The organism is Streptococcus sp. ELY_137 (assembly GCF_058314515.1).
The window spans coordinates 23,830-45,055 of sequence record NZ_JBZFUL010000016.1; the positions used below are offsets into that span (position 1 = coordinate 23,830).

Consider the following 21,226-nt stretch of genomic DNA (forward strand, 5'->3'; position numbering starts at 1 on the left):
AGGAATGAGATGTCATGCTTTTTTCATTTCATAGAAAAATTCTTAAGCTAGAGCTAGTTTTCTTCCTTTTTCTTTCCCATAAAGAAGACTGTAAATGTTATGATCAGACCGACTAGGCTGAGGGCAGTCGCTGATTTCTCCTCGGCCCCCGTTTCCGGCAAGGACTTAGCCTCAGTTCGCTTAACTTGTTTCGCTTGAGCAGCGGTTGACTGATTTCCTGTCTTGTCAGCAAGAGGTGTGAGGCTAAAGCTAGCACTTGGTAGAACTTGGGTTTTTTGCTCGGTTCTTGCGTCAGACTGATTTTCTTTAATCAGTTGGTCGCTGATAATTGCTTGACCGACTGGCTGACCTTGACGATTGACATAGGTCTCTATAGTCAGCAGATGACGACCATCAGGTCGGTCTGGTCGGTCTTGATAGGTATGGGCCGTTTGAACGGTGACATAGGTCTTGTGGTTCATCTCCGGTATAACAACCGTTTTACCGGCAGCCTCTTGATCTTTGATGTATTGGACAAAGGTTTCGGTATCAGGATCAATCGCACCGATCAGGGGAGCATTGCGCAACACAGAGAAACCATCACCACCACCATAGAGGAAGTCGTTGATGACCACCTTGTAGGTCTGACTCGGATCAATTTCGCTGCCGTCATCCTTATAAGCTTTGACCACTTTATAAGGTGTTTCCTTGCCCCCAGCAGGATTATCGGTATAGAGATAGTGAAGCCCAGCCATTTGAAAGAAATAGCGTTGTTGCTCGTCATATTGTTGGTTAAGGGCGTCATAAATCTGTTGGCCTGTCAGCTGAACAACTTGTAAGACATTACCAAATGGCTGAACGGCTTGGGCAGCTCCCCAAGTGATAGATTTGTCAGGATTAACAATCAAATCTGAACGAACACCACCATTATTCGTTAAAGCGAAATCAACATCAGGATAGGTTTTACGAGCAATGGTCAATTGTCCTTGAGTAACCAAATCACCAACAGCTGTTTCCTTATCTTGGTTGGTCTCCCGAGTGATAGCTTGAGGAAGTGTAGCAGTTCCGATTTTAGCCTGCGTGACAGTTTTCACCCGCCTGCTGGCATCGTCAACAATAGCTTGAAGGTCAGGACTACCTGCCTTGCCTGGTGCTACAGGGATAATTTGAGCGCTTGGAATATCAATAAAATCACCTGTATCGGTATCTAAGACGCCGCGGACATCTTCAAAGGCCTTACCCTGAGAAGTGGCCTGAACAACACGTGTTCTGCCAACCACCCCATTGGCGTACTTGTGACTGTGACCGGCAAAGAAAATATCAACACTATGGTCTGGATAAATTTGGTTGAGCTTATTAAGGATCGGCACAGCATCACCTTCAAGTTCTCCCGCATCATTGTCGGCAGCAACATGAGCCAGAACACCTATGGCATGGACGCCTTGGTCATTTAAATCCTTGGCATATTTGGCAATGGTTTCGGCCTCATCTAGGAAAGTGTAGCCTTCGAGATTTTTCCTCAAGACGAGATTGGGAATTTCAGTCGTAACAATACCAATATAGCCCATCTTGACTTCTTTGCCATTGATAGGAATGGTCTTAATAGCATAGGGCTGCCAGCCAAAGGGAATTTGATTTGTCTGTTGGTCAATGATGTTAGCGACTAGGATCTGCTGTTTTGCGGCTTCTTGCTGGCCGTCAGCTGAATATTGGTCAACAATTGGATCGAATTGACCCGGTTCCGGTGCTTGTCCCTGAACGATTCGGTTGTACTCAGCCAAACCTTCATCAAATTCGTGATTGCCAATGGTTCCGAATTGGACATCCATTTGATTAAAGGCTTTAACAGTTGGTTCGTCCTGCAGAAGACCTGAATTGGCAGGACTGGCTCCAACCATATCACCTGCTTGTACTCGAGTCGTGTCACCCTGTGGATGCTCAGCTTGGAATTGCGTCTGAGCATCGTCCATATAAGCATCAAGCTGGGCAACACCGCCGGCATCTCTGACAGGCCCATCTGGCATAGAAGCCGTCCCCGTCGTATCCAAGGCACCGTGAAAGTCATTGACTCCAAGAACTTGGACATCTACTTGATCAGCTGAAACCTCAGCAGCTAGAAGGATCAAGCTAGCTGCGATGGCTAAAATACTACTTTTTAGTAATATACGTTTTTTCATAAATACCTCCGAATAGTTTACTTTTTCTACATAAGTTTACAACTAAATAACGAATTATTCAATATATTTTTTATCGATTGTTTATATATAAACGAACAATTATCTTTTTAAGCATTAGCCAAAAGTTTCCATGAGAACTTATTGCTTGACTTTAAAGTATAGGGCGAGTAGAATGATTCTCACGAGAACTAAAATGTTTTCAGGAAATGTGAGGTGTTTTCATGAAAGATCCTTTTGATACTTTCAGAAACTTCATCAATACTATGGAAGCTGCTATTCAGGAATTGGCCAAGGCACGAGGGGTCGAACACTTGGCTGGCCCTCAGGGTTTCACTGTTTCTTATCTTTACGAAAATCGTCATGACGAAATTTTCATCAAGGATATTGAGGAGAAGCTGGATATTTCCAAGTCTGTCACTAGTAATCTCATCAAGCGCATGGAGAAGAATGGATTTATTCTAGTTAAGCCTTCCTTGAGAGATAAGCGCTGTAAGCAGATTGTCTTGACGGATTGGGGGGGTGAAAAAGCCCAAGAGCTAGCTATCTTTCGTCAGGAAATTCATAACAAGCTTCTCAAAGGAATTGATGAACAAGATTTGGAAGTTACCCATAAAGTTTTTAAACAGCTTAAAATTAATTTAGAAAAATAGGAGGCGTACATGTTTAAAATTTTTAAACGATTAAGTGCCAAAGAGTGGGGCATGATTGTCTTAAGTACGGTCTTCATTTGTCTAGCAGTTTGGATGGATTTAAAGACACCAGAATACATGTCTAAAATCACTACCTTGCTGCAGGATAAAGGGACGACGACATCAGATATCATGAAGCCTGGTTCTAAGATGCTCATGTTCTCATTTGGGAGTTTTTTGATGGCTGTTCTAGTCGGTTTTTTGGCAGCACGAACGGCTGCCAGCTTTACGACACAGCTGCGCTCGGATATCTTCAACCAGGTGACAGACTACTCTCAGGCTGAGATTAAGAAATTTTCTGTGCCGAGTTTGCTGACTCGGACGACCAATGACCTAACACAGCTGCAAATTATGGTTACTATGGGGATGCAGGTGGTAACCCGCGGACCAATTATGGCTGTCTGGGCCCTGACTAAAATTTGGGGCAAAAGCGATGAGTGGACTGGTGCTGTCGGTGTAGCTGTTTTGGTTGTCTTTATCTTGCTGTCGGTCTTGATGTTTGTCGCTTTTCCGCGGCAGCGCAAGGTTCAGGGCTTGACCGATGATCTCAATGCTACTATTCGTGAATCCTTAACGGGTGTGCGTGTGGTTCGGGCCTATAATGCGGAAAGCTATCAGGATGAGAAGTTCCGAGAAGAAAATGCCAATCTGACCAAGCTTAATCTCTTTGTTTTTCGTCTGATGTCCTTGATGAATCCTGTTATGACTGCCGTTTCCAGCGGTTTGACTCTGGCTATTTATTGGATCGGTGCCAACTTGCTTAATGATATCAAGATTCCGGCAGTGGATAAAACGAGCCCTCAAGTAATGAAGATGGTAGCAGCAGCTGCACACGCGCTCAAGGATCGTGTCTCCATCTTTAGTGATATGGTGGTCTTTTCATCTTATGCTATGCAAGTTGTTATTGGTTTTATGATGATGGTGGCTATCTTTATTATTCTGCCGCGGGCTCTAGTTTCTGCTAAGCGGATCAACGAAGTTTTAGCCTTGAAGCCATCGGTTATCTTCAAAAAAGATTCCAAGGCTGATGATGGCAGCAAGGGACGAGTGGAAGTGCATGATGTCTCTTTCCGCTACAGTAAAAATTCTGCTGCTGTTATTGAACATGTTTCCTTTACAGCTGAAAAGGGACAGACTGTTGCCTTTATCGGTTCTACTGGTTCGGGGAAATCAACTCTGGTTAACCTAATTCCGCGTTTCTATGATGCGACAGAAGGCTGGATTAAAGTGGATGGGGTCAAGGTCGATGACTATAGCCATGATGATCTTAATAACAAGGTGGGCTATATTCCACAGACAGCCGTCCTCTTTAGCGGAACTATTCGTTCTAATATTGCCATGGGTGAAAGTGCCCAAGGTCAGCTGTCAGACGATGATATCTGGGAAGCCTTGGAACTAGCTCAAGCCAAGGATTTCGTTGAAAGTAAGGAAAAGGGACTGGATACAGAAGTTGCCCAAGGCGGAACCAATTTCTCTGGCGGTCAGAAGCAACGTCTGGCTATTGCCCGTGCCTTGGCCCGTAAACCGGAAATCCTGATTTTCGATGATTCCTTCTCGGCTTTGGACTATAAGACCGATCGGATTCTGCGCCAAGAACTTAATGATAAGACTAGAGATTTGACTAAATTGATTGTTGCCCAACGGATTTCGACTATTATGGATGCTGACCAGATCTTGGTTCTGGATGAAGGGCGAGTCGTTGGGCAGGGTACCCATAAAGAGCTTTTAGCCAATAATCCTGTTTATCAAGAAATTGCCTATTCACAATTATCTAAGGAGGAGTTAGAAAATGGAAAATAAAAAGAAATCTAAATCTTTATTCAGCCAAATGACTCCTTATCTGAAGGGGTATCGGGCAGTATTTGGATTAGCGGTTATCTTTACGGCTGTATCCAGCACAATTACCGTTATTGGTCCTGACCGTCTCAAGGAGATGACAGATACCATGACCAAAGGGCTGACAGGCGAAATTGATCTGGATAAGATTGGTCATATCGCCTTGACGCTGGCCTTACTTTATGCCGGTGGCGCTTTGGTGTCTTACGCAGCCAGCTTTATCGTTTCGACTATTATCCAGCGATTTTCACAGCGTCTGCGCGATGCTATCGCTGATAAGATTAATAAAATTCCCTTGAGTTATTTTGACAGCCACTCCCAAGGCGATACCCTATCACGAGTGACTAATGATGTGGACTTGCTGACCCAGTCCTTCAACCAAAGCTTGGTTTCCATGGTATCGGCGGTTATTTTACTGCTGGGTTCCATCTTTATGATGATCAGGACTAATGGTACTATGGCAGCAACAGCGATTTTATCGGTTTTTGGGGGCTTTTCTGTGACAGCTCTTATCATAGCTAAAAGTCAACCCCTATTTAAACGTCAGCAAAAGAATCTCGCTGACGTCAGCGGCTATGTGGAAGAGATCTACTCAGGACACAATGTTGTCACCAGCTATAACGCTCGGCAGGAAAGTAAGGAACAGTTTGAAGTCCTCAATAAGAAGCTCTTTTCCAGTATGTGGAAATCTCAATTTTTCTCAGGCATCATGATGCCCATGATGCAGTTTGTCGGGAACTTTGGATATGTTATGGTCTGTATCGTTGGGGCACGGATGGCAATCAATGGTGATATTACCATGGGGACGATCGTGGCCTTTATGACCTATGTTCGCATCTTTACCCAGCCTATTTCTCAGATTGCGCAGGGGATTACCCAACTCCAGTCGGCTAATGCTGCAATGGGGCGTGTTTTTGAATTCTTAGATGAAGAGGAAATGGAAGAAGAAGGAAGCAAGAGCCGCCAATTGCAAACTGTTAAGGGGGATGTAGCTTTTGAGAATGTCTTCTTTGGTTACAATGAGGATAAAACCATTATCCATGATTTTTCTGCTCATGCTAAATCTGGCCAAAAGATTGCTATTGTCGGTCCAACTGGTGCTGGTAAAACGACTATTGTGAACTTGCTGATGCGTTTTTATGAAATCAATAAAGGACGCATTTCCATCGACGGTGTTAATATCCACGATATGAAACGCTCTGAAGTTCACGATGCCTTCTCAATGGTGCTTCAAGATACTTGGCTCTTTGAGGGAACCGTTAAAGAGAATTTGATTTATAACCAAGATCATATAACAGATGACCAGGTTATTGCTGCTGCCAAGGCAGTCGGTGTCCATCACTATATTAAAACCCTGCCGCAGGGCTATGATACTGTTCTGGATGACTCGGTTACCCTGTCTGTCGGTCAGAAGCAGCTCATGACTATCGCTCGGGCCTTGCTCAAGGACTCACCGCTCCTGATTTTAGACGAAGCAACCTCATCGGTTGATACTCGGACAGAGGAGTTGATTCAACAGGCTATGGACAAACTGATGGAAGGACGGACATCCTTCATCATCGCTCACCGCTTATCTACTATTCGCAATGCCGATCTGATTCTGGTAATGAAAGAAGGTAATATTATCGAACAGGGTAATCATGATGAGCTCATGACTCAAGGTGGCTTTTATGCCGACCTTTACAATTCACAGTTCGCTTCAGCCTAAAACTGTAAAAGGGCCTTCCGAAAGGAGGGCTCTTTTATAGATCGCTTTCCTGTGATTTTCAGAAATTGTTTTTCTTTTTTTGAGAAAAGACTTACAAAAAAATTTTTAATTTGATAAGATAAGCCATGGATCGCTGAGTCGATACTCTTTGGAAATTACAAAGGCAGGTTGCTGACTTTGACAACTAGTACGGCAGCTAGGTGGATCGCCTGCAGCAGGCTGCCCATAGTTACTGGGATGCTTTGTTGCCTGGTTGCCCGGCCTGATTTTGATTTTTTTTGACTAGGGGATCTATAATCATACAAAAAAAACAGCATTTATATTGCAGAAAAATGAGTTTTTTCGAAGTGGGAGTTGAAACAAGCCTTGCTTGTTCGCAAGTTTTGTCTCCTTCTTGTTTTGAAAGGCTCTTTTTATTTAGCTTCAGAATTAGCTGTTGTTTACTGAGAGGAGAATTATTGTGGAAGAACACAAGCAAGAAAACACTGCGCGAGCTTCGGTTCATGTTGCTCATCCTTGGTTAGCTATGACAAGTATGTTAATCGGAGCCTTTGTGGGGATGCTTTCTGAAACATCACTAAATATTGCCCTGCCTAAATTGGAAGTCGCCTTAAATGTAGGAGCGTCATCCTTGCAGTGGCTGGTAACGGGTTACATGCTGGTTATTGGTATCGTTTTGCCTTTATCCAGCTTGATTTCAAAATGGTTTACGACCCGGCAGACAGTTATCTTTGCTATTCTGGCTTTTATCTGCGGTGCTGTTGTTTCGGCCTTGGGAAGCAATTTTAGTCTTGTATTGGCAGGTCGAATGATTCAAGGGATCGGAACTGGTCTCATTCTACCCCTAATGTTTACTGTAGCCATGAAGATTTTTCCTATGCAAAAGCTAGGAGCAGCTATGGGAGTTAATGCGCTGGTTATCATGTTTGCTCCTGCTATTGGTCCGACTTTAACAGGACTTTTGCTGGCAAAACTGTCATGGCGCTATATTTTTTGGTCTTTTGCCCTTATTCTGGCAGTCGCCTTAATCTTTGCCCTAGTTTTTCTAAAAAATGTGGCAGAGTTGACGAAACCTAAGGTTGATTTTCTGTCTGTTTTATCCAGTATTGTGGGGTTTGGCGCCTTGGTTTTCGGTGTTAGTTTTGCTAGTGATCAAGGCTGGGGCTCACCGATTGTTCTGGGAGCTTTGGCAGTTGGAATCCTTGTTTTGACATTTTATACTTACCGTCAGCTGCATCTTCAAAATCCTATTCTTAATTTGAAAATTTTTACCAAACCAGCCTTTAGGATCGGGGCTGTTCTGGTTATGTTGGATTTTGCTATTATCTTATCAGCTATGTATCTCTTTCCGCAATTTATTCAAAATGGTATGGGTTTGCCTGTTGCTATGACAGGGGTTATTATGTTGCCTGGCGGCCTTGTTAATGCTCTAGTATCAGCTGTATCAGGCCGCCTTTATGATAATTTGGGAGCACCGATGCCGGCTCGGTTAGGATTTATCATCGCTATTATAGGGGCTGTTATGCTGATTCTTGTTACTCCAGCATCATCGGTCACTTATGTTATTGCTGCCCATATTGTTTTAATGATTGGCTGTCCCTTAGCTATGTCTCCTTCGCAAACACATGCTCTTAACAGTTTGCATGGGGCTGAATCGGCTGATGGTTCAACGATTATGAATACGATGCAGCAAATTATCGGTGCTATAGCTACAGCATTAGCTACGAGTTTCTTGGTATTGGGGCAATCTCATTACCATGGTTCCAATCATGCAGCTGCCTTTACAAATGGGATTCATTACGGTTTTTATTTCACATTAGGCCTTGCTATTGCCGGTTTCCTATTAGCTTTGAGTTTGAAGAGCAGCAGAACAAAATAAATACTCAGACAAACACAGAGTCTTCTCTGCCTTAGCTTTCGAGGCAAAGAAGGCTTTGTATTTTTTATTTTTATCCATTAATTATAGTCACAAAACATTAAAATCAAACTAGGTAAGGGCAGCTTATAGACTTTTGAAATCGACCTCATCTAAAATTAAGATAGCAGGCTCATCTAGAAAAGCTGGCAGGAGCAGCTTGTAGTGATAATTACTTGAATTCTTAATAGTTCTCAATATAGTGATAATTGATTTGCAATAAATACTTGCTAGAGTAGTAACCTAACCTCTGAGTTTTTGACTAAGAGGGGGGTGTTAATTAGTTGACTCACAGAAAGAATATGTTAAACTGTAATAGTAAAATATTTTTACTTTCTAAAATTTGAAGAGTGAGGGATGAGAAATGACGCTAACTAAGGCGCAGCAATATGCTATTTTGCGGGATGAGCAGTTTTCGCTCATTGAAAGTTATGCCCGTCAACACGGCATGACCAGCAAATCTTTTTTGGTTTTGATGTGGATTTACAATCGTTCCAAGGGGATGACGCAGGAGAGTTTAGCCAAACGGACTTTTTCAACCAAGCAGGTTATTCAAGCCATCGTTAAGACCTATCGCCAAAAAGGCTGGCTCCGCTTAGAACCTAGTCTAGTTGATAAGCGTAAAAAACTAGTCATGCTGACAGCAGATGGTCAGCGTGAGTTCCAAGCGATCGTTGCTCCTTTTTATGGTTACGAAGAGCAGGCGATGTCTGCTCTCAGTCAGCAGCAGCAAGAAACGCTGTTGGAGGCAACTCGGCTCTTCTCGCAGAAATTTAAGAGCTTGATAGAAAGTCATCAGGTGCACTAATGGTTGAGAAAATTAGTCAATATTTTACGGCCCATAGCGCTGCCTATTGGGGTTATGTCTGGCAGCATATCAGTCTGAGTTTATCAGCGCTCTTTATTTCGCTGCTTTTGGGCTTTAGTCTAGGTTATTATGCTTATCGAAGGCCTCATCTCAAGCAGCTGATAACGGGGGCCAGTCAGGCTTTGAGGGTTATCCCTAGTCTCGGTGTACTTTTTATCCTCATTCCTTTGGTTGGAGTTGGGACAGTACCAGCCCTGATAGCATTGATCTTTTTGGGTCTGCCGCCAATCTTGGTTAATACGGTTGTTGGCTTTGAACAGGTTTCAGATGATTTGCTGGAGACTGGGATTGGTCTTGGTATGACCCAGTCTCAGTTGATGCTTCAAGTGAGCCTTCCTCTAGCCCTGCCTTATATTCTCAATGGGATTAAGCTCTCCTTGGTTGAAATTATTGCCAGCGCTACACTGGCTGCTTATATCGGTGCTGGCGGTTTAGGAAATCTTATTTTTTCCGGACTCCAGCTCTTTAGGTATGACTTGTTGATTATCGGCGGTGGTTCGGTAGCGATTTTATCCTTTTTCAGCATGCTGGTTTTGGATTTAGGAATTAAATGGAGTAATGTCAAATGAAAAATAAAAAAATATTATTAGGCACTATCTTAGCATTCTTGGTGTTGCTTGTTGGCGGATTCTTTGCTGCAGGTTTAAAGATGTCAAATGGCGCAGGTAGTAAGGAAACGATTCGTTTTGGTTCTAAGGATTTCACTGAAAACCTTGTCGTGGCAGAAGTTTATTCTTTAGCCTTAGAAGACCACGGCTATAAGGTTGACCGCAAGGCCAATATCGGAAGTTCTCTCATTCATAATTCTTTAAAAAATGATGAGATTGATGTTTATCCCGAGTACACAGGAACAGGGCTCCTATCTGTCCTAGGAGAAAATATGCAGACAGATCCCAAAGCTGTTTATAAAACGGTAAAAACAGACTATGAAAAAAAATTCAAATTGACTTGGCTGGACTATGCTCAAGCTAATGACAGTCAAGGTTTGGTAATCCGGACTGAAACCGCAAAAAAATTAAATATTAAGACGATTTCAGATTTACAGAAACATGCGCAGGAGCTCCGTTTTGCTAGTCAAGGTGAATTTGACCAGCGTGAAGATGGTTTGCCAGGGCTGGAAAAGACTTATGGTAGCTTTAATTGGAAATCGTCAAAAACCTATGATAATAGCTTGAAGTATGAGATTCTGGCCAATAATAAAGCGGATGTCACGCCAGCCTATACGACAGAAGGGCAACTGGTTGATACAGATAAGTATACGCTTTTGAAGGACGATAAAGCCTTTTGGCCGCCTTATAATTTAGCCCCTGTTATCCGTGATGAAACGCTTAAGAAATATCCTGAGGTAAAAGGAATCCTGAATCAGGTTACTAAATCTTTGACCACTAAAACGGTGACAAAACTCAACGCTAAGGTTGATGTTGATAAGGAAGATTATAAAAAAGTGGCCAGAGACTACTATGAAACTATTAAGTAAGAAGGTGCAAGAAGCAAGGAGAGCCTCAAAAATTTTTAGATCCCATCACTTCCTGATTGTCAGGTAGTGACTAGTGACTGGAAAAGCTGGGACCTTTGGAGGTTGGGGATAAGATGAACAGCGTTCATTGCATTCATTTAACTTTCCGCTTTGACCTTGTGGCAAAAGGAAAGCCAGCCACCTACTGCACTGAGAATTTATTCAAAAACATGCGGACTGGATGAATTTTCGTTCGGCCTCTTGCAAAGATTTTTGACAGACAAGAAATGAGGAGAGTATGGCAGAGATTATCCAATTTGATCATGTCAGCAAGGTATATAACGACAAGGCTGTTGTCGATGATGTTACTTTTACCATTGAAAAAGGGGAATTTATCACAATCCTCGGAAGCTCGGGTTCTGGCAAGACTACGACGCTGAAGATGATAAATCGCTTGATTGAACCAAGTAAGGGGCGGGTGTTTTTTGAAGGAAAGGATTTGCTGTCGCTTGATCCCATCGCTCACCGACGTCATATTGGTTATGTCGTTCAGCAAATTGGCCTTTTTCCACATCTGACAGTAACTGATAATGTTGCTACGGTTCCCAAACTGCTCAAGTGGGATAAGAAACGAATAGCTGAGGAGACAGACCGCCTTCTAGAGCTGGTCCAGCTACCGTCTGCTGAATATGGCAAGCGCTACCCTCATGAACTTTCAGGTGGACAGCAACAGCGAGTCGGTGTTGCTCGGGCTCTGGCATCGAATCCTAATGTCATTCTATTTGACGAGCCCTTTGGAGCCATTGATGCTATTACGCGTACAGATTTGCAGGAACAGCTTGTAGAGCTCCATCAGCAACTGGGAGATAAGACCTTTATTTTTATCACTCACGATATTACAGAGGCATTTAAATTAGGCAATCGTGTTTTAATCATGGATCAGGGGAAAGTTTGTCAGTTTGCCAGTCCTAAACAGATTATCAGAGAGCCGCAGGGGGACTTTGTCCGCAAGTTAGTTGAGACTGCACGTGCCCAAGAATCTTTATGGAGTATTGCTAATGATTGAGTATTTTCAAACGGCGTCGAATCAGCTAATTACAGCAACGATTGAGCATATTGTGCTGGCAGGTATCTCGCTTTTATTGGCTCTGCTAGTGTCTAGTATCATTACTGTTATTTTGCTTTTGGTACCTAGACTGCGCCAGCCTTCTGTCTATATTTTGTCGCTGCTGTACGCCGTGCCCAGTTTTGCTCTCTTTGCCCTCCTTATTCCTTGGACAGGGTTAGGAACCGCGACAGCTGTGATTACTCTGGTTGTTTATGCCCAGTATACTATGGTGAGAACCTTTCTTGAAGGACTGGTTCAGGTAGATGCCAGTGTGATAGAAGCAGCGGTTGGTATGGGAATGACACCTGTTCAGGTGTTAGTTAAAATTCGGTTGCCCTTGGCCTTACCAGCCATTATCGCCGGTATCCGCCTTGCTGCGACCTCTATCATAGCTATTGCGACTATTGCCTCAACCGTAAATGCTGGTGGACTAGGCACTGTTCTTTTTGATGGTCTACGCACAAGGAGTCTGCCCGAATTGGCTTGGGGGATCCTGCTGACGGTTGCCCTCAGCTTACTAGTCAGTCTTATTCTTTACCTGATTGAAGAAATTTTGAAGGAAGGACAAGCAGCTGCTTAAAAGGCAGAAGAAGGTCGTTTTTTCTGTGAATTTAGTTTTTAGTCCCGAGTCTGTGGGAGCAAGTAGAATAACTAGCTTATTAGACAGAGCATGGCTTGGTGCATCCCTGACTTTTTAGACCTTGGAGCAATAACACTATTTTTAGACTGGATTGGTTCTCTAACTCCTAAGAAGGGGCACTTACGTTTATGGGTTCGAGTGGTTAAAACCGTTTCGCTGAAGCGGTTTTTTCAATAGCAAATTATGCTTGCAAGTGTGCTATAATAAGTGCATTCTATTATTATTTAAAAGGAAATTCTTATGTCAAGTATCTATGGTGACTATGCCGACTACCTACCGCAGATTTTAAAGCTTCTAACAGATAGTATTGAGCTTGCTAATAAAAAACAGAAGGCAGCAACTGGCTTTAAGCTTTATGAACACCTGCTTGCTCGCGTTAAGGATGAGGACAGCATGGTTGAAAAATGTCGCCGAAAAAAGCTTCCGCTTCAACCGCAATCTGCTCTCAGAGCTATCCGAGACAGTATTGGTATTCGGGTAGTTTGCGGCTTTGTTGACGATATTTACAAAACGGTGGAGGTGCTCAAGAATCTACCGGGAGTTAGTGTTTACAATGAGAAGGACTACATTTTTAATGCTAAGCCTAATGGGTATCGCTCCTATCATTTGATATTAGATATCGAAACAGACTTTCCGGATGTAGATGGAAATAGCAGGGGGCATTATTTTGCAGAAATCCAGCTGCGGACTATCGCTCAAGATTCTTGGGCTAGTCTGGAACACCAGATGAAGTATAAGCGCGATATTAAAAATCCGGAGATGATCACGCGAGAACTTAAACGCTGTGCTGATGAATTAGCTTCTTGTGATTTAACCATGCAGACTATCCGTAATTTGATTCAAGAAAGTGGTGACTAAATGCCTATGCATATTTTATTAGCAGAGGACGAAGAACAACTTGCTCGCGTATATCAAGCAGCTTTGGAGCACCAAGGCTATCAGGTTGATCATGCGGCAAATGGTCAAATAGCTGTCAATTTGGCACGCGAGAAGGCTTACGATGTGATGGTCTTGGACATCATGATGCCGGTAAAAACAGGTCTAGAAGCTTTGAAGGAGATGCGGGAATCAGGCAATCGTACCCCCGTCATCATGCTGACAGCTATGTCTGAAATCAATGACCGAGTAACTGGCTTGGACGCAGGGGCTGATGAATATCTGACGAAACCAATCTCTCTAAAGGAATTGCTGGCACGTTTACGCTCAATGGAGCGCCGTCTCGATACCTATACGGCTAAGGTGCTGGAGGTTGGATCTGTCACCCTCAATATTGCAGAGCAGGAGCTGACGGCGGCTAATTCGGTTCGCTTAGCCAGTAAGGAAGCAAAATTGATGGAATTTCTCATGCTAAATGTTGGCAAGCGCCTATCTATTCAGGAGATTTTTCAGCAGGTCTGGGGTAAGGATGATGCCGATCAAGTGACAGAGGACTATGTCTATGTCTATATCTCCTATCTGCGGCAGAAACTCAAGGCCATCAAGGCCGATTTGGAGATTCTTGGTGAGCCAGAAGGCGGTTTTGAATTAACAGAAGGCAGGTGATGTTTATGTTTAGACGGTTGCGCTTTCGAATTATTTTGATTGCCGCGGCAGCGCTCGCTTTGGCACTCTTTATCTTTTCTAATGTGCTCACTTCGGCTTATTATTTGACAGCCCGTCAACAGATTGACAGTGTCTTGCAGCTTTTAGCTAACAATGACGGTGAGCTGACTTATAATGATAAGACCTCGGATCGCTTGGGAATTACGTCTCCTGATGCCCTCTACCAGTACCGTTATTTCAGCCTGACTCTAGATAAAGATCGAAAATTGTTATCCGCCTCGATTGATAATATTCAATCGGTCAAAACGGATGATGTCGCTAGTATTATTAAAACTGTATTGAACTCTAAAAAAGATAAGGGCACATTAACAGTCAATGATGTTGAATTTTCTTATCAGCGAACGCCGATAGAAGGTGGGAAAACCTTGATTGTCGTTTTAGATAGCAGCCAATTCTACGCCTCCACTAAACGGCTGACTCATCTGACTTCTCTTATGTCTCTTGTCAGTTTTGTCCTTTTTCTCACTATCTTTTCCCTCTTTTCAGGTCGGATTATTCGCCCCTTTGTCAGAAATATGGAGAAGCAGAGACGCTTTGTTACCAATGCGGGGCATGAGCTTAAGACTCCCTTAGCTATTATTCAGGCCAATACGGAACTACAGGAGCTTATGACCGGTGAGACTGAGTGGTCACTTTCCACCAAGGATCAGGTCAGTCGCTTGGGCAACCTCATTAATTCAATGGTGGCTATGGCTAGGCTGGAAGAGCAGCCCGATATAACCCTATCTGATGTCGATTTTTCGGCAGTCGCAGAAGATGCTGCCGAGGATTTTAAAGGACCAGTGGTTAGAGATGGTAAAGAATTTGTCATGGCTATATCGCCTGATATTCACATTAAGGCAGAAGAGAAATCAATTTTTGAATTGGTAACCATCCTAGTTGATAATGCTAATAAGTACTGTGATGCAGGCGGTAAGGTCAGCGTCAGCCTCAGTCAGGTAGGGCGCACCCGCAAACGAGCCAGACTGCAAGTCTCCAATACCTACAAAGAAGGACAGGGTACTGATTACAGCAAGTTCTTTGAGCGTTTTTATCGAGAAGAAGAATCTCATAGCAACAAAAAAAAATCGGGATTTGGAATTGGACTGTCCATGGCAGAAAGCGTAGTTAAGCTTTTTAAAGGACGTATTTTTGCCAGCTACAAAGGGGACACCATCACCTTTACCGTTATCTTTCCTACATAAGAGGTTGAAACAAAAGTCCTGCTTTTGTCTCAACCTCTTATTTTATGAATCCATGGCCGCAAAAAAAAAAACGGTCTTCCAAACGTCTACGCACTCTCAAATGAGGTGCTGAAAAACGTTTAGGGACGCCCGTCCCAATAAATAAAAAAACTAGACTGTAACGTAGATGAACTAAAAAGCTGACTATTCTTATCAGACTGTTTTAGAATCGACCTTAAGCCTAGTTTTTATAGTTAGTTTATCCTAAAAATATTGCAGTAATAATAGTCAAGATGGCTAGACCACCTTGGGTCAGGAGGATCTTAGGATTAGACGTGGCTGCACCGTAAGCTGCTACCAGTACGATATAAATCATGATGGGCAACAGCATGCTTGGATTCCAGATGAGGGCATAAAGAATGCCAACCCCAATCAAACCATTATAGACACCTTGGTTTTTAAAAAGGGTCTTTAAGGATGGTGCTGACAGTTCCTCTCGAGTCATGCCAAAAACCCGTGATGTGCTGGCAGATGTCGTTGCAAAGGTTTCTAAATACATGATATAGAAAAATTCCAGAGCAACGAGGCTTGCTAAAATTATCGTCATTACTGACATAAATCATATTCCTCGCTTCTTATCTATTGATTTCTGTTTTATTATAGGGGGCTGCAGAATTAATTGCAAGCGATTTGACCGAGAGAACTAGAGCCTCTTGGATAAATCTAATTTTTTAGACCAGAAGCTATATTTTTATCAGAAGAAATATTATAATGGAGAACAAGAAAGGTGGCGATTGAATGACAACAGATAGCCAAGATAACTTTCAGGTCGATCAGCAAGACTATGATTTTCACGTGGATATGGATCCTGTCTTTTCAACAGGAAAGGGACTGAATGAGGATGTGGTTCGGCAGATTTCGCAGAAGAAGCAGGAGCCGGACTGGATGCTGGATTTTCGCCTGAAGGCTCTCAAGGCCTTTGAGGAGATGCCTCTGCCTTCATGGGGACCGGATTTATCAGGTGTCAATTTTGATGATATTGTCTACTATCAAAAAGTCTCCGATGCGCCGGCTAGGACTTGGGATGAGGTGCCGGATAAGGTCAAGGAGACCTTTGAGCGTTTAGGTGTTCCCGAGGCAGAGCAATCCTATTTGGCGGGGACCGTTGCCCAGTATGAGTCCGAAGCGGTCTACCACAATATGAAAAAGGAGTTCGAAGCCCAAGGCATTATTTTCACAGATATTGATTCGGCTCTGCAGGAGTATCCTGAACTTTTTCGTCAATATTTTGGTCAATTGGTACCGCCGACTGATAATAAACTGGCTGCTCTTAACTCAGCTGTTTGGTCAGGGGGCACCTTTATCTATATTCCCAAAGGAGTTCATGTGGAAGTCCCCCTGCAGCTCTACTTACGTATTAATAATGAAAATACCGGTCAATTTGAACGTACATTGATTATTGTTGATAAAGGAGCCAGCATGCACTATGTTGAGGGCTGTACGGCACCGAGCTACACGACCAATAGTCTGCATGCCGCTGTTGTTGAAGTTTTCGCCTTGGATGGCGCCCACATTCGTTACACCACTATTCAGAACTGGTCGGACAATGTCTATAATCTGGTGACCAAGCGGGCGACGGCTAAAAAAGACGCAACGGTCGAGTGGATCGATGGCAATCTTGGTTCCAAAACAACCATGAAATATCCAGCTATCTATCTGGACGGCCAAGGAGCAACAGGAACCATGCTGACCATCGCCTTTGCCAATAAAGGACAAGACCAAGACACCGGTGCTAAAATGATCCACAATGCTCCCCATACGAAATCTTCGATTATTTCCAAATCACTGGCCAAGGGAGGCGGAAAGGTGGACTACCGTGGTCAGGTGACCTTTAAGGAAAATGCTAGCCAGTCTCTCAGCCACATAGAATGTGATACGATTCTAATGGATGATTTGTCATCTTCAGATACAGTACCATTTAATGAGATCCACAATTCATCTGTTTCTTTAGAGCACGAAGCCAAGGTTTCTAAAATTTCTGAGGAACAGCTCTTTTACCTGATGAGCCGCGGACTCACGGAGCAGGAAGCGACTGAAAAAATCGTCATGGGCTTCATCGAACCCTTCGCTAAGGAATTACCGATGGAATACGCAGTTGAACTGAACCGATTGATTTCTTTTGAAATGGAAGGCTCGATTGGATAACTTCTATCATGAGTGTCAGATAGAAGTTGAGCAAAAACTCATCCAGTATTTCTGATTTGGAATAATCTCTTAGCCCAATGTGCAATGGTAAGACTAAGCTAACCTAGCCAACAAGCTTCACTTCCAACTACTGTGTCAAACTGTTATATCTCAAATAATCTATGGCGACAGGACTTTTGTCTCAGCCCTTCAGGACAGCAGCTAAAAATAAAATTTCGCTGACCAGTGCTTTTGTTATTTTTAGGTTGATTCCACTCCCTTTTACTTTTCTTGCTGTTAAGACTGGAACTGCCTGAATCCTGCGTTAAATAATTTGTTTGTTTTTTAAGTTTTAACTTGACTTATAGTGGACTTCAAGGTATAGAATAAAGGTGAAATTTCTACAGGAGGTAGCATCATGGAATATGTGAAATTAGGAGCAACAGGCTTGGAAGTTTCTAAACTTTGCTTAGGCTGTATGAGTTTTGGAGATGCCACGCTGGGATTTCACTCAGGCTGGCTTCTCGATGAGGACAAGAGCCGTGTCATCATTAAGAAAGCCTTGGATCTAGGAATCAATTTCTTTGATACGGCTAATGTTTATGCGGCTGGTAGCAGTGAAGAGTATCTCGGCCGAGCTCTTCGTGATTTTGCCAACCGTGAAGATGTGGTGATTGCGACCAAATGCTTCTTCAGTGATTTGCCTAATGGTGAAAGTAAGCCCAACAACCACGGGCTTTCACGCAAGGCTATTTTCCATCAGGTTGAACGCAGCCTTAAGCGGCTGGGGACTGATTACATTGATATTCTCTATATCCATCGCTGGGATTATCATACGCCAATTGAAGAGACCATGTCAGCCCTGAACGATTTGGTAGGCAGCGGTAAGGTTCGTTATCTGGGAGCTTCAGCCATGTATGCTTGGCAGTTCCAGAAAGCGCAATATGTTGCTGAAAAGAACGGCTGGACTAAATTTTCCGTCATGCAAAATCATTATAATCTCCTCTATCGTGAAGATGAGCGCGAAATGCTGCCTTTCTGTCAGGAGACAGGTGTTGGTTTAGCGCCCTACAGTCCTTTGGCATCGGGTCGTGTCGTGCGCGATTGGACAGCTGATACAGCCCGCAGTAAGACGGATACAACAGCCCAAAGTAAATACGACAGTACCGAGGAGCAGGACATGGCGATTGTTAACCGGGTCGCTGAACTTGCTGACAAATACGGTGTCACCCGCACGCAGATTGCCTTAGCGTGGTTATGGCAAAAAGGCGTCCACTCTCCAATTGTCGGTGTCACCAAGGAAAAATATCTGGATGACTTTATGGGAGCTTTTGACCTTCACTTGACTCAGGAAGATATGGATTATCTGGAAGAAAAATATCTCCCTCACAAGGTTGTCGGGGCTTTGTAAGTAGTATGGAGTTAACCCTATACGATCTCTATCAAAAGATGCTGGCTCACATGGGGCCGACTGGTTGGTGGCCGGCTGACAGTAAGCAGCAAATTATTATTGAAGCTATTTTGATTCAAAATACAACTGAGCGCAATGCTGTTCGTGCGTCACAGCTGATTAGAGCCCAGACCGATTACGATTTCCACCGTATTCAGCAGCTGCCGCTGGAAGATTTGGAGGAACTGGTTCGCCCAGCCGGTTTTATGAAGAATAAAAGCAAGGCCATCCAAACGCTGACCCAGTGGTACCTAGCCCATGATCAGGATCCCAAGGCTACTGTGGCGCAGTATGGCGAAAGTCTGCGCGATACCCTGCTTAAGCTGCATGGTGTCGGACCTGAGACGGCTGATGTGCTGCTGACTTATATTTTCGACCAGCCGCAATTCGTAGCGGACAAGTATGCTCGCACGCTCTTTGGGCTTTTAGGTGTTGAGGGATTGACCACCTATCAAAGTTTGAACCGCCAGCTATCTCAGCTTCCAGGCCCCTTCACTTATCAGGACGCCCAAGAATTTCATGGCTTGATTGATGAATTTGGCAAGGCCTATTTTCATCCCATAGAGAATTTCAAAACAAGCTTCCTAGCTGGTCATAGATTAGACTGGGAGCCTAGGGAAAAAGGATAAATCAGCATTTACATTTTCCCTACTGCGTGATATGATTAAAACAATCGATTTTCGATAATACAAATAGAATAATCTATCAGAAACTTATTTAAACTGTGAATAGGGCACAGCGTCTCTACAAGACACCGTAAATGTCTTTCAATAAGTATGGCAGACAACAATTAACTTCTAGAAGTTCTTTTTATGTATCAAAAGTCTTCAAAAAGCTAGTGCTGAAAATGAGTATCTGACACGATTGGATACTCATTTTTTATGCCATAATTGCTGGTTTATGCTCAAAAATCAAAATCAGTTGCTGCCCATAAAACAGTATGTATAGGAATATGTTACAATGGCACGAAGGGAGGTGTAGTCTATGTTAGACAAAAGGGCAATAGAGTTCAAAAACAAGTTCCTTGCCTTACTAAAACGGGAAACCATTATTGAAAAATATCAAGCTGAGCTTAGAAATAATGAAAAACTAGTCCATGACAGTGAAAAATTATCTCGGGGGATATTGGAACTTACCAGAACATTCTCGTTAGCCCTCTTGCCAGAAACTAAACGCCGTCAAGATTTAGACTTTGCTCAAGAGTTACATAAATCATGGGAGGAAGTAAAAGAACATCATCGACTATCTCAAGAGAGTGTTCATGAACTATCTGACTTCGCCAAAAAGTTAGAAGAAGATATGGAGCAAGTTCAAAAAGAAAAGCAAGAGTTGATTGCTACATCAGGTTATACCTCGGAAGAGCTTAAGAAAATCCTTGATGAGCTGTTACATGAGAATGGCGGTTAATGCTGGAAAATATTTGTGCCAAATGTCAAAGTTAATTCTGACAAAGGTAGTGTAAGCCATGGTGGCAGTGCTAGTGGGTAAGAATGGACATAGTTTAAGGTAACATTAAAGTTTCTTACTTAGGACGATACTGCAAAGGAGGTGCTTATGACAAAAAGAAAATTAATACTGGTAATCAGTCTGATTGCCCTAGTCATTATGATAGGAGGCAGTGCTATGCACTTATACAGTAAACACAAACAAGAGGAACTGAAACGTAACCGAGAGTACGAGGTGAGCTTGGTTAAGGCCTTCAAGAATTCTTATGAAGGGATTGAAAAGATTGAACTAACAGAACCTGAATACACATCTCCGCCTGGAGCATGGCAATGTGAAATAAAATTAACATTTTCCGATGGTGAGGTTATCAAATTTGGCGCAAGCTATGACAAAAGCTATGAAGAAATTTCACAAGGGGGAATACACAGAACGTTAACAAATAAACAACAACAGTATTTAGAACACCATAAAGGAACGACAACTGACAAGGTAAAAGTTAGTTATTCTGATAAAGAGAAAGGAGAGCAATAATGTCTTATCAATATTCTGATAAAGAACTTAATTATTTTAATAGGCACCAAAACGTTTATAGCGTTGATCCTAAAGCAGCCGAAAAATATAATGCGGATGTGGTTACAGCTAAACCCGATGATGAATTAAAAAAGGGTGAAACCAACACCATCACGATGGACGGTCAGGAGTTCCGTGTGGTCGCCACTAAAAATGATCCCAACGGGACTGGTTTTCAAGGGATGGCGGTAGCCCTCGTGGATAAAAATGGGCCTAGTAGTCCTTTGCATTAAAATGTGTTATGATATGGTTTGAGGTAACATTAAGGTTTGTTGCTTAAAACGGTAACATAAAGGAAGTTTTATGACAGCCCAATTTGTAAAATTAAGCTAGACAGAAAAAAGCCATTTATGTTAGGCTCAGATAAACACCACATTTGTCTGAGAGGAACTACCATAAATGACCTACACCCATCTTACCACAAACGAACTCGTA

The 21,226-nt window shown here is 43.0% G+C and carries 20 protein-coding genes and 1 riboswitch; of the genes, 18 read left to right on the forward strand and 2 right to left on the reverse strand.

Annotated elements, in window-relative coordinates:
• Positions 1 to 53 precede the first annotated feature (53 nt).
• Positions 54 to 2,156 carry a surface-anchored 5'-nucleotidase gene (locus AC4HAO_RS09650; protein ID WP_491135231.1) on the reverse strand — a complete coding sequence of 701 codons (2,103 nt, stop codon included), beginning with the start codon at positions 2,154 to 2,156 and terminating at the stop codon, positions 54 to 56.
• Positions 2,157 to 2,377: 221 nt separating this feature from the next.
• Here AC4HAO_RS09650 and AC4HAO_RS09655 point away from each other — a divergent pair, with 221 nt between their 5' ends.
• From AC4HAO_RS09655 to AC4HAO_RS09710, 12 genes are all read left to right on the forward strand, one after another.
• Entirely contained in the window at positions 2,378 to 2,806 is a 429-nt protein-coding gene (locus tag AC4HAO_RS09655) for a MarR family winged helix-turn-helix transcriptional regulator (protein ID WP_491092895.1), read from the forward strand.
• Positions 2,807 to 2,815: 9 nt separating this feature from the next.
• On the forward strand, positions 2,816 to 4,645 hold the full coding sequence (locus tag AC4HAO_RS09660) for an ABC transporter ATP-binding protein (protein WP_491135232.1): 1,830 nt from the start codon (positions 2,816 to 2,818) through the stop codon (positions 4,643 to 4,645).
• Positions 4,635 to 6,389, forward strand: coding sequence for an ABC transporter ATP-binding protein (locus AC4HAO_RS09665; protein ID WP_491092897.1), 1,755 nt, complete (start codon positions 4,635 to 4,637; stop codon positions 6,387 to 6,389). Before AC4HAO_RS09660 ends, AC4HAO_RS09665 begins: the two co-directional genes overlap by 11 nt.
• A gap of 460 nt (positions 6,390 to 6,849) precedes the next feature.
• Positions 6,850 to 8,268: a DHA2 family efflux MFS transporter permease subunit gene (locus AC4HAO_RS09670; RefSeq protein ID WP_491092898.1), complete on the forward strand. Its 1,419-nt coding sequence runs from the start codon at positions 6,850 to 6,852 to the stop codon at positions 8,266 to 8,268.
• Positions 8,269 to 8,668: 400 nt separating this feature from the next.
• The gene (locus tag AC4HAO_RS09675; protein ID WP_491092899.1) at positions 8,669 to 9,112 is read left to right on the forward strand and encodes a MarR family winged helix-turn-helix transcriptional regulator; all 444 of its coding nucleotides are present in this window, start codon (positions 8,669 to 8,671) and stop codon (positions 9,110 to 9,112) included.
• Complete coding sequence (locus AC4HAO_RS09680) at positions 9,112 to 9,741, forward strand: ABC transporter permease (RefSeq protein ID WP_491092900.1); 630 nt, start codon at positions 9,112 to 9,114, stop codon at positions 9,739 to 9,741. Before AC4HAO_RS09675 ends, AC4HAO_RS09680 begins: the two co-directional genes overlap by 1 nt.
• On the forward strand, positions 9,738 to 10,649 hold the full coding sequence (locus AC4HAO_RS09685) for a glycine betaine ABC transporter substrate-binding protein (protein ID WP_491135233.1): 912 nt from the start codon (positions 9,738 to 9,740) through the stop codon (positions 10,647 to 10,649). Before AC4HAO_RS09680 ends, AC4HAO_RS09685 begins: the two co-directional genes overlap by 4 nt.
• A 286-nt stretch (positions 10,650 to 10,935) precedes the next feature.
• A complete protein-coding gene (locus AC4HAO_RS09690) occupies positions 10,936 to 11,694 on the forward strand; it encodes an ABC transporter ATP-binding protein (RefSeq protein WP_491092972.1) in 759 nt (252 codons plus the stop codon).
• Positions 11,687 to 12,316: an ABC transporter permease gene (locus tag AC4HAO_RS09695; protein ID WP_491092902.1), complete on the forward strand. Its 630-nt coding sequence runs from the start codon at positions 11,687 to 11,689 to the stop codon at positions 12,314 to 12,316. Before AC4HAO_RS09690 ends, AC4HAO_RS09695 begins: the two co-directional genes overlap by 8 nt.
• 300 nt (positions 12,317 to 12,616) lie before the next feature.
• Positions 12,617 to 13,234, forward strand: a complete 618-nt coding sequence (locus AC4HAO_RS09700) for a GTP pyrophosphokinase (protein WP_491092903.1) — start codon at positions 12,617 to 12,619, stop codon at positions 13,232 to 13,234.
• Positions 13,235 to 13,918 (forward strand): response regulator transcription factor, encoded by a 684-nt coding sequence (locus AC4HAO_RS09705; protein ID WP_447451307.1) that lies wholly within the window; start codon positions 13,235 to 13,237, stop codon positions 13,916 to 13,918.
• Positions 13,919 to 13,923: 5 nt separating this feature from the next.
• Positions 13,924 to 15,162: a sensor histidine kinase gene (locus AC4HAO_RS09710; protein ID WP_447451308.1), complete on the forward strand. Its 1,239-nt coding sequence runs from the start codon at positions 13,924 to 13,926 to the stop codon at positions 15,160 to 15,162.
• A 238-nt stretch (positions 15,163 to 15,400) separates the two neighbouring features.
• Here the strand turns inward: AC4HAO_RS09710 and AC4HAO_RS09715 are convergent, their stop codons facing one another.
• Entirely contained in the window at positions 15,401 to 15,757 is a 357-nt protein-coding gene (locus tag AC4HAO_RS09715; RefSeq protein WP_447451309.1) for a DUF1304 domain-containing protein, read from the reverse strand.
• Between the two features lie 182 nt (positions 15,758 to 15,939).
• Between AC4HAO_RS09715 and sufB the strand changes: the two genes are divergently transcribed.
• The 6 genes from sufB to AC4HAO_RS09745 all read left to right on the forward strand — a co-directional run bounded on the left by sufB (position 15,940) and on the right by AC4HAO_RS09745 (position 21,024).
• Positions 15,940 to 17,346, forward strand: coding sequence for a Fe-S cluster assembly protein SufB (gene sufB / locus AC4HAO_RS09720; RefSeq protein WP_491092905.1), 1,407 nt, complete (start codon positions 15,940 to 15,942; stop codon positions 17,344 to 17,346).
• Positions 17,347 to 17,743: 397 nt separating this feature from the next.
• On the forward strand, positions 17,744 to 18,736 hold the full coding sequence (locus tag AC4HAO_RS09725) for an aldo/keto reductase (RefSeq protein ID WP_447451311.1): 993 nt from the start codon (positions 17,744 to 17,746) through the stop codon (positions 18,734 to 18,736).
• 5 nt (positions 18,737 to 18,741) lie between these two features.
• Complete coding sequence (locus AC4HAO_RS09730; protein WP_491092906.1) at positions 18,742 to 19,404, forward strand: endonuclease III domain-containing protein; 663 nt, start codon at positions 18,742 to 18,744, stop codon at positions 19,402 to 19,404.
• Between the two features lie 64 nt (positions 19,405 to 19,468).
• Positions 19,469 to 19,566, forward strand: a riboswitch (purine riboswitch).
• A 193-nt stretch (positions 19,567 to 19,759) separates the two neighbouring features.
• The gene (locus AC4HAO_RS09735) at positions 19,760 to 20,182 is read left to right on the forward strand and encodes a hypothetical protein (protein WP_491135235.1); all 423 of its coding nucleotides are present in this window, start codon (positions 19,760 to 19,762) and stop codon (positions 20,180 to 20,182) included.
• Between the two features lie 147 nt (positions 20,183 to 20,329).
• Positions 20,330 to 20,752, forward strand: a complete 423-nt coding sequence (locus AC4HAO_RS09740) for a hypothetical protein (RefSeq protein WP_491135237.1) — start codon at positions 20,330 to 20,332, stop codon at positions 20,750 to 20,752.
• On the forward strand, positions 20,752 to 21,024 hold the full coding sequence (locus tag AC4HAO_RS09745; RefSeq protein WP_491135238.1) for a hypothetical protein: 273 nt from the start codon (positions 20,752 to 20,754) through the stop codon (positions 21,022 to 21,024). Before AC4HAO_RS09740 ends, AC4HAO_RS09745 begins: the two co-directional genes overlap by 1 nt.
• Positions 21,025 to 21,226 lie beyond the last annotated feature (202 nt).